The 13,176-nt window shown below is 66.7% G+C and carries 13 protein-coding genes; 6 read left to right on the top strand and 7 right to left on the bottom strand.

Annotation, left to right across the window (positions count from 1 at the left end; genetic code table 11):
• Positions 1–16: 16 nt before the first annotated feature.
• Positions 17–352, bottom strand: coding sequence for an RnfH family protein (locus tag BM004_RS11900; protein ID WP_093213458.1), 336 nt, complete (start codon positions 350–352; stop codon positions 17–19).
• Positions 352–798 (bottom strand): type II toxin-antitoxin system RatA family toxin, encoded by a 447-nt coding sequence (locus BM004_RS11895; RefSeq protein ID WP_093122213.1) that lies wholly within the window; start codon positions 796–798, stop codon positions 352–354. Before BM004_RS11895 ends, BM004_RS11900 begins: the two co-directional genes overlap by 1 nt.
• Before the next feature lie 63 nt (positions 799–861).
• Between BM004_RS11895 and smpB the strand changes: the two genes are divergently transcribed.
• The 6 genes from smpB (at position 862) to BM004_RS11865 (ending at position 5,286) form a co-directional block, all read left to right on the top strand.
• Positions 862–1,338: an SsrA-binding protein SmpB gene (gene smpB, locus BM004_RS11890; protein WP_093122216.1), complete on the top strand. Its 477-nt coding sequence runs from the start codon at positions 862–864 to the stop codon at positions 1,336–1,338.
• A gap of 98 nt (positions 1,339–1,436) precedes the next feature.
• Entirely contained in the window at positions 1,437–1,817 is a 381-nt protein-coding gene (locus BM004_RS11885; RefSeq protein WP_093122218.1) for a COG4315 family predicted lipoprotein, read from the top strand.
• Between the two features lie 50 nt (positions 1,818–1,867).
• Complete coding sequence (locus BM004_RS11880; RefSeq protein ID WP_093213456.1) at positions 1,868–2,383, top strand: RNA polymerase sigma factor; 516 nt, start codon at positions 1,868–1,870, stop codon at positions 2,381–2,383.
• Positions 2,384–2,396: 13 nt separating this feature from the next.
• Positions 2,397–3,242: an anti-sigma factor family protein gene (locus BM004_RS11875; RefSeq protein ID WP_093213454.1), complete on the top strand. Its 846-nt coding sequence runs from the start codon at positions 2,397–2,399 to the stop codon at positions 3,240–3,242.
• A 90-nt stretch (positions 3,243–3,332) separates the two neighbouring features.
• A complete protein-coding gene (locus BM004_RS11870; protein ID WP_093213452.1) occupies positions 3,333–3,728 on the top strand; it encodes a COG4315 family predicted lipoprotein in 396 nt (131 codons plus the stop codon).
• 121 nt (positions 3,729–3,849) lie between these two features.
• The gene (locus BM004_RS11865; protein ID WP_093213450.1) at positions 3,850–5,286 is read left to right on the top strand and encodes a hypothetical protein; all 1,437 of its coding nucleotides are present in this window, start codon (positions 3,850–3,852) and stop codon (positions 5,284–5,286) included.
• 162 nt (positions 5,287–5,448) lie between these two features.
• Here BM004_RS11865 and typA read toward each other — a convergent pair whose 3' ends face one another.
• From typA to nusA, 5 genes are read right to left on the bottom strand one after another with little or no spacing between them, the layout of a single operon-like run.
• Positions 5,449–7,287 carry a translational GTPase TypA gene (gene typA, locus BM004_RS11860; protein WP_093122230.1) on the bottom strand — a complete coding sequence of 613 codons (1,839 nt, stop codon included), beginning with the start codon at positions 7,285–7,287 and terminating at the stop codon, positions 5,449–5,451.
• Positions 7,284–8,252, bottom strand: a complete 969-nt coding sequence (truB, locus tag BM004_RS11855) for a tRNA pseudouridine(55) synthase TruB (protein ID WP_093213448.1) — start codon at positions 8,250–8,252, stop codon at positions 7,284–7,286. The genes typA and truB overlap by 4 nt, the downstream gene beginning before the upstream one ends.
• Positions 8,253–8,254: 2 nt before the next feature.
• On the bottom strand, positions 8,255–8,626 hold the full coding sequence (gene rbfA, locus BM004_RS11850) for a 30S ribosome-binding factor RbfA (protein WP_093122236.1): 372 nt from the start codon (positions 8,624–8,626) through the stop codon (positions 8,255–8,257).
• 21 nt (positions 8,627–8,647) lie between these two features.
• Entirely contained in the window at positions 8,648–11,650 is a 3,003-nt protein-coding gene (gene infB / locus BM004_RS11845) for a translation initiation factor IF-2 (RefSeq protein WP_093122238.1), read from the bottom strand.
• A gap of 24 nt (positions 11,651–11,674) precedes the next feature.
• Positions 11,675–13,168 (bottom strand): transcription termination factor NusA, encoded by a 1,494-nt coding sequence (gene nusA, locus BM004_RS11840; protein WP_093122241.1) that lies wholly within the window; start codon positions 13,166–13,168, stop codon positions 11,675–11,677.
• Positions 13,169–13,176: the final 8 nt, after the last annotated feature.

Genomic DNA, 13,176 nt, shown 5'->3' with positions numbered 1-13,176 from the left:
AGCCAGCAAGCCGGGTTCAGTAACCCGCCTTGCCGCCCTTGCGCTGCGTGGCAAAAAGCCCCGTGCCGCGCGCGCCTTGGCGCTGGAAGCGCTCCCGGCGCGCCACCTTCGGATCGACCGTGAGCGGCCGGCACAGCTCGATGCGGTCACCGTCCTTCAGCGACTGCTCCCACTCGACCGCCCTGCCCCAGATGCCCGGCGTCAGCGCGTGACGCCAGTCCAGTTCCGGAAATCTCCGCGAAAGCCCGCTCGCCTTCACGGCATCGACCAGCGTGGCGGCGGGCGCGAGCCGCAACACCTGCTCGAACACCTCGCGTGCCGCGGGCGAGCAGTTCAGCGTGACCTCCATCATCAGGAACTGCCGTAGACCTGCTCGGCGCGCTTGACGAAGGCTTCGACCAGGCTGGAGGCGATGGTGTCGAACACCGGCCCCACGAGCGCCTGCAAGGCGAAGTTGCTGAAGCCGTAGCTCAGGTGCAGCTCGACGCGGCAGGCGCGCTCGCCCGCTTCGCCCACGGGCGTGAACTTCCACTTGCCGTCGAGGTTGGAGAACGGCCCGTCGACGAGCTTGAGGTGCACCTCGCGCCCGGGGACATGGGTGTTGCGGGTGGTGAAGCTCTGGTGCAATCCGGCGAAGGACAGGCCGACTTCGGCGGTCATGCCGGCCTCGTCCTGCTCGATGACGCGCGACTTGTCGCACCAGGGAAGAAACTGCGGATACTTGGCCACATCGGTGACCAGCGCATACATCTCTTCAGCGCTGTACCAGATGAGGACGGACTTGTTGACTGTTTTCATAGAATCGGCACAGCGTGCGCGACGGATTGTATTGAAGCCATGCAGCCCCAACATTCCTGAGTCATGGCCACAAAGAAACAAGATACCTCCTCCCGCATCGCCGACAACAAGAAGGCCGCCTACAACTACTTCTTCGAAGAACGCTTCGAAGCCGGCCTGGTCCTCGAGGGCTGGGAAGTCAAATCGCTGCGCGAAGGCAAGGTCCAGCTCACCGACGGCTACGTGGTGATCCGCAACGGCGAGCTGTTCGTCGTGGGCCTGCAGATCAACCCGCTCAAGAGCGCGTCGACCCACGTCAACCCCGATTCGATCCGCACCAAGAAGCTGCTGCTGCACAAGGAAGAGATCCGCCGGCTGGTCGGCAAGGTCGAGCAAAAGGGCTACACGCTGGTGCCGCTCAACCTGCACTGGAAGGCCGGCAAGGTGAAGTGCGAGATTGCGCTGGCCAAGGGCAAGGCCGAGCACGACAAGCGCGACACCATCAAGGACCGCGAAGGCAAGCGCGAGGTCGAGCGCGCCATGAAGAGCCGCAGCCGCTGATTCTTTTTTTTGCGGGCGATGGAATAAAAGACGGGTTGCAGGCGTTTGTGCGGTTGTCACCGAACGAACCGGTGTCGCCACAACCCAGGAGTCTTTCCATGTCGCCTTCGCGTGCTTCTTCCGTCCTCATTCCGAGCGTCCTGCTGAGCGCCCTGCTCGCACTCCCCGCCTTCGCCCAGCCCAAGCCCGCCGACGGCGCGCTGGTGGGCCCGAACGGCATGACGCTCTACACCTTCGACAAGGACGCGGCCGGCAGCGGCAAGTCGGCCTGCAACGGCGGCTGCGCCACCAACTGGCCGCCGTTCATGGCCGCCGATGCCGACAAGCCGAGCGGTGACTTCACCATCTTCACCCGCGACGACGGCAAGAAGCAATGGGCCGCCAAGGGCTGGCCGCTGTACTACTGGGCCAAGGACACCAAGCCCGGCGACAAGACCGGCGACGGCGTCAACAGCGTCTGGAAGACCGCCAAGCCCTGATCGGCAGTTCCACAGACCGCCCCCACGATCCGAGCCGCCCACACCCACCCATGGACGCCCGCCTGCTGGTCGAGCACATCCCGAGCCTGCGCCGCTACGCGCGGGCGCTCACGGGCAATGCGTGGGCGGCCGACGACCTGGTGCAGGACACGCTCGAGCGCGCCTGCAGCAAGTGGCGCCTGTGGGTGGTGGGCAGCGACCTGCGCGCGTGGCTCTTCACGGTGATGCACAACATCTTCGCGAGCCAGGTGCGCCGCACCCCGCCGCCGCATGCGGTGGTGGCGCTGGACGACGTGCCTCAAGAACTGCATGGCGGCGTCGACCCGGGCCGCGACCAGGGCACGCAGCTCGACCTGCAGCGCTGCCTGATGCAATTGCCCGAGGAGCAGCGCGCCGTGCTGCTCCTCGTGACGCTCGAGGACCTGTCGTATGCCGAGGTGGCGAAGGTGCTCGGCATTCCGGCCGGCACGGTCATGTCGCGCCTGTCGCGCGCCCGCGTCCGGCTGCAGGAACTGATGGATGGGGCCGCCGCCCCCGTTCGCCCCGGCCTGCGCCGCCTCAAATGAAACCCGCCGCACCATGAACCGCCCCGCCCCGCCCCCCACCGACGACGAGCTGCACGCCTGGGTCGACGGCCAGTTGCCCGCCGAGCGTCATGGCGCGGTCGAGCACGCCATCGCTCACGACCCTGCCGTGGCCGCAAAGATCGCCGCGTGGCACGCGCAGCGCGACGCCTTGCGCCGGCTGCACGGCGAACTGCTCGACGAGCCGGTTCCAGACGCCTTGATGGGCGCCCTGGAGCGCCACCAGCCGAGGCAGGCGCAGCGTGTCTCCTGGCTGCGCTGGGGCGGCATGGCGGCCGGCTTGCTGGTTGCATTTGCGGCAGGCTGGCTCGGCAATGCGCAATGGTCCCAGGGGCCGGCCGCGCGTGGCGGCGCCCAGTTGGCCAGGGCGCCGGCGGTGCGCGAGTTCGTGCACGACGCCTCGGTCGCGCACGCCGTCTACGCCCCCGAGAAGCGGCACCCGGTCGAGGTGGCGGCGGCCGAGCAGCAGCACCTGGTGCAATGGCTTTCCAAGCGCCTGGACCGCCCCCTGAAGGTGCCCGACCTTTCCACCCAGGGCTACACCCTGGTCGGCGGCCGCCTGCTGCCCGGCGAGAGCGGCGCGCGCGCCCAGTTCATGTTCGAGGATGCGGCGGGCGAGCGCGTCACGCTCTACATCGGCACGCTGGACGCCGGCGCCGCTGGAGCCACCGGTGCCGCCGGTGCCACGGCCGCGCGCGAAACCGCCTTCCGCTTCGCCTCCGAAGGCCCGGTGCCCAGCTTCTACTGGGTCGACCAGGGCTTCGGCTACGCCCTCGCGGGCAAGCTGCCGCGAGAAGTTCTGCTCAAACTTGCGACGCTGGCCTACCGCGATTTGTCTTGATGAACGCATAAACTGCCGGCTCGCGCATTCACACGGCCCGGCCCGTCACCGGGCTTGTCTTCGCGATTTTTCAACTGAAGGAGAAACTGCATGAAATTGCTCAGCGCCTCGATCCTCGCGGCGGCCCTGCTTGCCGGCTGCGGCGGCATGTCCAACAAGACCGCCAGCACGCCCGACACGCCCACCCGCACCGCCGACGGCGTGCTGGTCGGCCCGAACGGCATGACGCTGTACACCTTCGCCAAGGACACGGCCGGTGCCGGCACCTCCGCCTGCATCGCCCAGTGCGCGGCCAACTGGCCGGCGCTCGGCGTGGCCGACACCGCCAAGCCCATCGGCGGCTACACCATCATCATTCGCGAAGACGGCAAGCGCCAATGGGCCTACAAGGGCTGGCCGCTGTACTTCTGGGCCAAGGATGCCAAGCCCGGTGACAAGACCGGCGACGGCGTGGCCAACGGCGCCTGGAAGGTTGCCCGTCCCTGATCCGTGCGCCTGATCCGGGTCCAACGACCCGGACGCACGAAGACAACGCCGGCATCTGCCGGCGTTTTTTTGTCCGCTTCGGCCGACGCCGCACCACGCGGGCTCACGGCAGAATCCCTGCATGACGACATCCGCCGCCAACCCGGACGCGTTCCTCGCGTTGCTGACCCAGGGCCTGATCACCGATGCACAGCACGACGCCGTGCTGGCCCACCCCGAAACCGCCGCCCTGCCCCCGCTGCCCGGCCCGGCGCACGCCCTGGCGTGGATGCGCGTGCGCGGCCTGATCACCCAAGAGGAACAGGACGCCGCGCTCGACAGGATCGAATCCGCCACGACGGACCACCCCCACGCCGACGATGCGACGGACATCGCCATCGACGCCGACGACCTCGTCGACCTGGCCGGCCAAGGCATCACGCACGAAGCGCTCGGGGCGCTCCACAAGGACGGCCTCATCGACGCAGAGACGCGCGACATCGCGCGGCAGGAAACACCGGTCACCGGCAGCGTGCCCGCTGCGCTGCCCGCCACGCTGGCCTGGCTGGTGACGGAAGAACTGCTGGAGAAAGCCAGCTTCGAGGCCACGCGGGCCCAGGTCGCGGCCGAACCGGCCTTTGCCCTGGCCGCCGAGCGCGCGCGCATCGTGAACGAGGCGCAGGCGCTGATCGACGCCGACGCACAGCTCATGAGCACCTGGAAGTCGAACACGCAACGCACGCGGCGCAACGGCGCGCTGAAGTTCCTGCTGACCGTGCTGGTGCTCGGCGGCGGCCTCGGCTGGTACCTGCTCGCGCCGGCCGGCGTGCCCGGCTGCGACGCCGCTTCCACGCGCAAGACGCTCGACCGCCTGATGTTCCGCGTGGGCATGGACGTGCGCATGCACACCATCGACCCCGAGCAGCGCGCCGACGTGCGCACGCCCACCATCGGCGCGCTGCGCGAGGTCGGCTACCGCAAGGCCGACCGCGTGCGCGGCTGCACGGCCGTCATCACGCAGGGCGACGACAAGGATGAGATGGCCTACACCATCGGCCCCGTGGCGCCGAAGAGCGACGAGATGATCGTGCGCGGCGCCGACCCGACGATCGTGCGGGCGCGCTTCGGCCATCTCGACGCCAGCGGCAAGCCGCGCTACAACGCCGAGCCGATCGGCCGCGAGGCATTGGAGGCCGCTTTCCGCGCAGGCGCCGCGCCGCTGAGCGCGCGCCAGGCCGGCTCGTACCCGCGCCCAAGTGCACACAGCGAATCCAGCATGGTCGACACCGACCCCGCCCGCTCGCGCGAGATTGCGGAGATCGAAGTGACGGGCGCCTGCCGCGCGCTGGAGAACGACGCGGGCCAGGCCTGCCCGCTGGTCGTCGAATACAACGACCGCCTGCTGGGCGCCATCGGCGGCGACGACAGCACCTCGATCGCGCTGAGCGGCGAATTCAGCTTCGTGCAGGACGACGGCAGCTGGCGCGTGAGCGACGATTTCCCGAAGACCTTCACGCGCACGCTGCTCGAGGCTCGCGTCAAGCGCATGGGGGTCACCGACGCGGCCATGCCGCAGTAGCGTGGACCGCCCGGCGCGATCCGCGCCGCCCTCGCCGTTCTTGCCGTTTGCCGCCGTTCCTCGCAAAAACGAAAAAATCACCTGCGGCGCCGGCTTCCTGAAGAAGCCGAGCCGGAGGTGAGTTTCAGACTGCGCCCCCGCCAAGGCGGGGCGTCAGGGCAATCAGCCCATCGACGTGTCGCGGCCGGCGCGCTTGCGATCGCTTTCCTTCAGGAAACGCTTGCGCAGGCGCACGCTCTTGGGCGTGATCTCGACCAGTTCGTCGTCTTCGATGAACTCGACGCCGTATTCCAACGTGAGGTCGATGGGGGGCGTGATCTTGATCGCGTCTTCCTTGCCGCTCACGCGGAAGTTGGTCAGCTGCTTGGTGCGCGTGGCGTTCACCACCAGGTCGTTGTCGCGGCTGTGGATGCCGACGATCATGCCTTCGTATACCGGATCGTTCGCCTTCACGAACATGCGGCCGCGGTCGTCCAGTTTGCCCAGCGCGTAGGTGAAAATTTCACCGTCGTCCATGGAGATCAGCACGCCGTTCTTGCGGCTGCCGATCTCGCCCTTGTGGGCTTCGTAGCTGTCGAAGATGTTGCTGATGAGGCCCGAGCCGCGCGTCAGGTTCAGGAATTCGTTCGTGAAGCCGATCAGGCCGCGCGCCGGAATGCGGTACTCGAGACGCACGCGTCCACGGCCGTCCGGCTCCATGTTGACCAGTTCGCCCTTGCGTTCGCCCAGCGCCTGCATCACGCCGCCCTGGTGGCCTTCTTCGATGTCGGCCGTGACCAATTCGATGGGCTCGTGCTTCTCGCCGTTCACGGTGCGGAACACCACGCGCGGCTTCGACACGGCCATTTCATAGCCTTCGCGGCGCATGTTTTCCAAGAGGATGGTCAGGTGCAGTTCGCCGCGGCCCATGACCTCGAAGATGCCTTCTTCGTCGGTCTCGCTCACGCGCAGGGCCACGTTGTGCTGCAGTTCCTTTTGCAGGCGGTCCCAGATCTGGCGGCTGGTGACGAACTTGCCTTCGCGGCCGGCCAGCGGGCTGGTGTTCACGCAGAAGTTCATGGTCAGCGTCGGTTCGTCGACCTTGAGCATGGGCAGCGGCGCGGGCTTGTCCTTGTCGGTCACGGTGACGCCGATGCCGATGTCGGTGATGCCGTTGATCAGCACGATTTCGCCGGGGCCGGCTTCGGTCGACTGCACGCGGTCCAGGCCCTGGAAGGTCAACACCTGGTTCACGCGTCCCTTGACGGTCTTGCCGTCCGGGCCTTCCATGACCAGCACGTCGGTCATGGGCTTGAGCGTGCCCTGGCTGATGCGGCCCACGCCGATGCGGCCGACGAAGGTCGAGAAGTCGAGGGCCGAGATCTGCAGCTGCAGCGGCGCGGCGGGGTCACCCTTTTGCGACGGCACGTGCTTCAGGATGGTGTTGAACAGGGCCGACATGTCGGGGCCCCACTGCTCACCGGCTGCGCCTTCTTCCAGCGACGACCAGCCGTTGATGCCCGAGGCGTACACCACGGGGAAGTCGAGCTGTTCGTCGGTTGCGCCGAGCTTGTCGAACAGGTCGAAGGCGGCGTTGACCACCTTGTCGGGGTTCGCACCGGGCTTGTCGACCTTGTTCACCACCAGGATCGGCTTCAGGCCCAGGGCCAGCGCCTTCTTGGTCACGAAGCGCGTCTGCGGCATCGGGCCTTCCTGCGCGTCGATCAGCAGCACCACGCCGTCGACCATCGACAGCGCGCGTTCCACTTCACCGCCGAAGTCCGCGTGGCCCGGGGTGTCGACGATGTTGATGTGCGTGCCTTCCCAGGTCACGGCGCAGTTCTTGGCCAGGATCGTGATGCCACGTTCCTTTTCGATGGCGTTGTTGTCCATCACCGTGTCGACGACCTTCTCGTGCTCGGCGAAGGTGCCCGACTGGCGCAGCAGCTGGTCGACCATCGTGGTCTTGCCATGGTCCACGTGGGCAATGATGGCGATATTGCGGATTTGCTTGGTACTCATGGTGTCGCTTCGGTCTGTTGTGCGTTCAAAAGAATTTGCTGAATTTCGATGGGGTTCAGCAAGCGCCCCGGGATCAGTTCGCCGGCCACTACGTGGGCGGTGCCCAGGAAGGCCGCCGGCTCGGTGCCGAACACGGCCACCTCGCCTGCATCGGCCCAGTCGCCGCGGCGGCGCAGGCCCGAGAGAAAACGTGCCGCATCTTCCGCGCCGAGCGTGACGCGGCTGTGGCCGTCCACCAGCACCTCGGCAGGCAAGAGCTGCGCCAGGCGCTCCTCTTCGTCCATCGCCTCCAGCGCTTCGAGCGTGATGCATTGCGCCTCGACGAAACCGCCGGTGGCGGTGCGCCGCAGCGAACTCAGGTGCGCGCCGCATCCCAGCGCTTCACCGATGTCTTCGCCGAGCGTGCGGATGTAGGTGCCCTTGCTGACTTTTGCTTCGATCTTGATAGCAAACTTCTCTTGCGGGGCGCCCGTATCGGACACTTTCAGCTGATAAATCACGACGTCGCGCGGTGCGCGTTCGATTTCGATGCCTTCACGTGCGTACTCGTACAGCGCCTTGCCGTCCTTCTTGAGCGCGCTGTGCATCGGGGGCACCTGGCGGATCGGGCCGGTGAACTGCGCCTCGACGCGCGCCAGGTCTTCCGGCGTCACGTGCACGGGCCGCTCGGCGATCACGTCGCCCTCGGCATCGCCGGTCGCGGTCTTCACGCCCAGGCGGGCCGTGGCCTCGTAGGTCTTGTCGGCGTCCAGGTGCAACTGGCTGAATTTGGTGGCCGCGCCAAAGCACAGCGGCAGGACGCCCGTCGCGAGCGGATCCAGCGTGCCGGTGTGGCCCGCCTTTTCAGCGCGCAGCAACCACTTGGCCTTCTGCAAGGCCTGGTTGCTGGAGAGTCCCAGCGGCTTGTCGAGCAACAACACCCCATGCACAGGGCGCCGCTGCACCCTGGTGCGTGGCGCATTCATGGCTATTCGTCTTTCGAACGCGAGGCGACGGCTTGCGCGATGAGCGCGTTCATGTCGGCCGCACGCTCGGTGGTGCGGTCGAACAGGAAGTGCAGCGTGGGCACCGTGTGGATGTGCAGGCGCTTGAACAGGCCGTTGCGCAGGAAGCCCGCGGCCTGGTTCAACGCTTCGGTGGTCTCGTCCACGTCGCCCGTGAGCAGGCTGAAGAAGATTTTCGCGTGCGCATAGTCGGGCGTGACCTCGACGGCCTGGATCGTGACCATGCCCACGCGCGGGTCCTTCAACTCGCGCGCGATCAGCTCCGTCAGATCGCGCTGGATCTGGTCGGCAACCTTGAACGCGCGGTTGGGGGCGGCGGCTTTTCTTTTCGGCATGGACTCTCTCGCTTCGAACGCCTACAGCGTCCGGGCGATTTCCTTGATCTCGAAGAATTCGAGCTGATCGCCTTCCTTGATGTCGTTGTAGTTCTTGAGCTTGATACCGCACTCAAAACCTTCGCGGACTTCGCGGACATCGTCCTTCATGCGCTTGATCGAGTCGACTTCGCCGGTGTAGATCACCACGTTGTCGCGCAGCAGGCGGAAATGCGCGCTGCGGTTGACCGAGCCCGAAGTGACGTACGAGCCGGCAACGGTGCCGATCTTCGAGGCCACGAACACCGTGCGGATCTCGGCCGAGCCGATGATTTCCTCGCGGCGCTCCGGTGCCAGCATGCCCGACATCGCAACCTTGATCTCGTCCACAGCGTCGTAAATGATGCTGTAGTAGTTCAGTTGCACGCCGTTGTTCTCGGCCAGCTTGCGCGCGCCGGCATCGGCACGCACGTTGAAGCCGATCACCACAGCCTTCGATGCGATGGCCAGGTTGATGTCGCTTTCGCTGATACCACCCACGCCGGCATACACCACCTGCACCTTGACCTCGTCCGTCGCCAGCTTGAGCAGCGATTGCGCGAGCGCTTCCTGCGAGCCCTGCACGTCGGCCTTGATGATGATGCGCAGCGTCTGCACTTCGCCCGCCGACAGGTCGGTGAACATGTTCTGCAGGTTTGCGGCCTGCAGCTTCGCCAGCTTGGTGTTGCGGAACTTGCCGGCACGGTAGGTGGCGATTTCGCGCGCACGGCGCTCGTCGCTCATCACCATGAACTCGTCGCCCGCCTGCGGCACTTCGGTCAGGCCCTGGATTTCCACCGGGATCGACGGACCCGCCGACTTGGTCGACCTGCCGTCTTCGTCCAGCATGGCGCGCACGCGGCCATAGGTCGAACCGGCCAGCACCACGTCGCCGGTCTTGAGCGTGCCGGACTGAACCAGCACGGTAGCGACCGGGCCGCGGCCCTTGTCGAGCTGGGCTTCGATGACCAGGCCCTTGGCGGCGGCTTCCACCGGCGCCTTGAGTTCCAGCACTTCGGCCTGCAACAGCACCTGCTCGAGCAGGTCGTCGACGCCCTGGCCCGTCTTGGCGGACACCGGCACGAACGGCACGTCGCCGCCGTACTCTTCAGGCACGACCTCTTCGGCCACCAGTTCCTGCTTCACGCGGTCCAGGTTGGCGTCGGGCTTGTCCACCTTGTTGATGGCAACCACGATCGGCACACCAGCCGCCTTCGCGTGCTTGATGGCTTCCTTGGTCTGGGGCATGACGCCGTCGTCGGCCGCCACCACCAGGATCACGATGTCGGTGGCCTGCGCACCGCGGGCACGCATGGCCGTGAAGGCCTCGTGACCCGGGGTGTCGAGGAACGACACCATGCCGCGTTCGGTTTCCACGTGGTACGCACCGATGTGCTGCGTGATGCCGCCGGCTTCGCCCGCGGCAACCTTGGCGCGGCGGATGTAGTCCAGCAGCGAGGTCTTGCCGTGGTCGACGTGACCCATGACGGTCACGACCGGTGCGCGCGGCAGGGCCTCGGCGGTTTGCGCCGACACGTCCTCGTCGGTGAAAGCTTCCGGGTCGTCCAGCGCGGCAACCACCGCGGTATGGCCCATTTCTTCCACCAGGATCATGGCGGTGTCCTGGTCCAGCGACTGGTTGATGGTCGCCATCTGGCCGAGCTTCATCAGTTGCTTGATGACCTCTTGCGCCTTGACGGCCATCTTGTGCGCGAGCTCGGCCACCGTGATGGTTTCGGGCACGTGCACTTCGAGAATGCGCGCCTCGACCGGTGCGGCCGGTGCGTGCTGCTCGTCGTGACCGCCGCGGTCGTTGCCACGGCGACCGCGCGGGCCTCCGCGCCAGTTGCCGCGACCGACACCACCGCTGGCATCGCCGCGGGTCTTGATTTCCTTCTTCTTGGCAGGATCGCCAGCCCAGCTCGACGAGAGCTTCGCGGACTTGACTTCCTTGCCCGCACCGGCGGCGCCGGGTGCTGCTGCAGCGCCGGGCGCGGCAGGCGCACCGGGGCGTGCGGCGGGCGTGGCCGGCTTGTGCAGCGTGCCCTTGACCGCGGACTTTTCAGGCTGCGGCTTCTCGGGCGCCTTGTGCGGCACGAGCACGCGGGCCGGCGCGTTCATCATGGCGCGAATGGCTTCGGCTTCGGCGAGGGCCTTGCGGCGACGCTCGTCGAGGTCCTTGGCGCGGGCGGCCTCTTCGTCGGCACGGGCCTTCGATTCGGCGGCGGCCTTGGCCTTGGCGTCTTCCTTGGCTTGCGCGGCAGCGTTCTGCGCGGCGAGCTTGGTGTCGGCGGCCTGTTGTTCAGCGGCGGCGGCGGCCGCAGCGGCAGCGGCGGCGGCGGCGGCCACGGCGGGCGCAGCCGGCTTGCTGTTCGCGTCGCGGTTGGCGGCGTTCACTGCAGCAGTTTCGGCGAAGGCCGCGGCCTTCTTCTCGGCGGCGATGCGCACGGCTTCCTGCTGGGCTTGTTCGGCCTGTTCGGCGCGCTCGGCCTTCTCAGCCTGTTCGCGTTCGCGGGCTTCGGTTTCTTCGCGCAGGCGACGCTTCTCGGCCAGCTCTTCTTCCTGGCGGCGGATCAGCTCGGCCTGGCGACGCGCTTCTTCCTCGCGGCGGGCCAGTTCGGCGGGATCGACCTGAGGCGGTGCGGGCGGCTCAACGGGCGCCTCGGCCACGTGCTGGGCCGATTCCGGCGTGGCCGGATGACCGTCTTCACGCTGGATGAAGGTGCGCTTCTTGCGCACCTCGACCTGGATCGTGCGCGCACGGCCGGTGGCGTCGGCCTGCTTGATCTCGCTGGTCGACTTTTTCGTCAACGTGATCTTCTTGCGCTCGGGCTCAACAGTGCCGTGGCTGGCCTTCAGGTGGCCGAGCAGGCGCTGCTTGTCAGCCTCGGTGAGTGCATCGGTGACGGCCGCTTTGGGCACGCCTGCGCTCTTGAGCTGGTCAAGCAAGGTTTCGGGAGTCTTCTTGAGCTCGTTCGCGAACTCGGCGACAGTGGTACTGGACATATTGGTTTCGTGCCTCCATGACCGTCACTCTTGGCCGGCGAACCAATGTTCGCGGGCTTTCAAGATGAGGGCTTTGGCGTCATCGGCACTCTGGCCGGTGATCTCGGTGAGTTCATCGACCGCGAGGTCGGCAAGGTCGTCACGGGTGTTCACACCCGCTTCGGTCAGCTTGGGAATCAGCTCGGGGTCCAGGCCTTCGAGGTCGTGCAGGTCTTGCGACACTTGCGGCTGGGCCTCGACGCCCTCTTCCTTGGCGATTTCCATGGTCAACAGCGCATCCTTGGCGCGGGCGCGCAGCTCGTTGATGGTGTCTTCGTCGAACGCCTCGATCTCGAGCATTTCGGAGATCGGCACATAGGCGACTTCTTCGAGGCTGTTGAAGCCTTCGGCGATCAGGATGTCGGCGATTTCCTCGTCGACGTCGAGCTTTTCCATGAACAGCTTGCGGCTGGCATCGGTTTCGCTGGCCTGCTTCTGCGCCGACTCGTTCGCATCCATGATGTTGATCTTCCAACCGGTCAGGTCGGAAGCCAGGCGCACGTTCTGGCCGCCGCGGCCGATGGCGATGGCGAGGTTTTCCTCGTCGACCACCACGTCCATGGCGTGCTTTTCTTCGTCCACCACGATCGACGACACGTTGGCCGGGGCCAGCGCGCCGATGACGAACTGGGCCGGGTCTTCGCTCCACAGCACGATGTCCACGCGCTCGCCAGCGAGCTCGTTGGTCACGGCGTTGACACGGGTGCCGCGCACGCCGACGCAGGTGCCGATCGGGTCGACGCGCTTGTCGTGCGAGAGCACGGCGATCTTGGCGCGCGAACCCGGGTCACGGGCGCAGCTCTTGATTTCGAGCAGGCCCTGTTCGATCTCGGGCACTTCCTGGCGGAACAGCTCGATCATGAATTCGGGGGCCGAGCGCGACAGGATGATCGGCGCGCCGCGCAGCGTCAGGTCGACCTCCATGATCATGGCGCGCACGCGGTCGCCATTGCGCAGGTTTTCCTTGGCGATCATCTCGCTGCGGCGCAGGCGGCCTTCGACGCGGCCGGCCTCGACGATGATGTCGCCCTTGTCCAGGCGCTTGACGGTGCCCACGAAGATCTTGTCGCCGCGCGACATGAAGTCGTTGAGCAGCATCTCGCGCTCGGCGTCACGGATCTTCTGCAGGATGACCTGCTTGGCGGCCATGGCGCCGATGCGGCCGATCGGCACAGAGTCCACCGCTTCCTCGATGTACTCGCCGACCTCGATGTCCGACATTTCTTCCTTGGCTTCGAAAAGCAGGATTTCCTGGTCGGGCAATTGCAGGCCGGCTTCGTCCGGAACGACGTGCCAGCGGCGGAAGGTTTCGTAGTCACCGCTGTCGCGATCGACCGAGACGCGGATGTCCACGTCGCCCTGGTGGAGCTTCTTGGTGGCTTGCGCCAGTGCGGATTCGACCGCGCCGAAGACCACGTCACGTTCGACGTTCTTCTCGCGCGAGATCGCATCCACCAACATCAACATTTCGCGATTCATGCCACCAC

Origin of the sequence: Variovorax sp. OK212, assembly GCF_900112425.1 — a bacterium.
Lineage (GTDB): Bacteria > Pseudomonadota > Gammaproteobacteria > Burkholderiales > Burkholderiaceae_C > Variovorax.
This window is presented reverse-complemented; position numbering and strand designations above follow the sequence as displayed.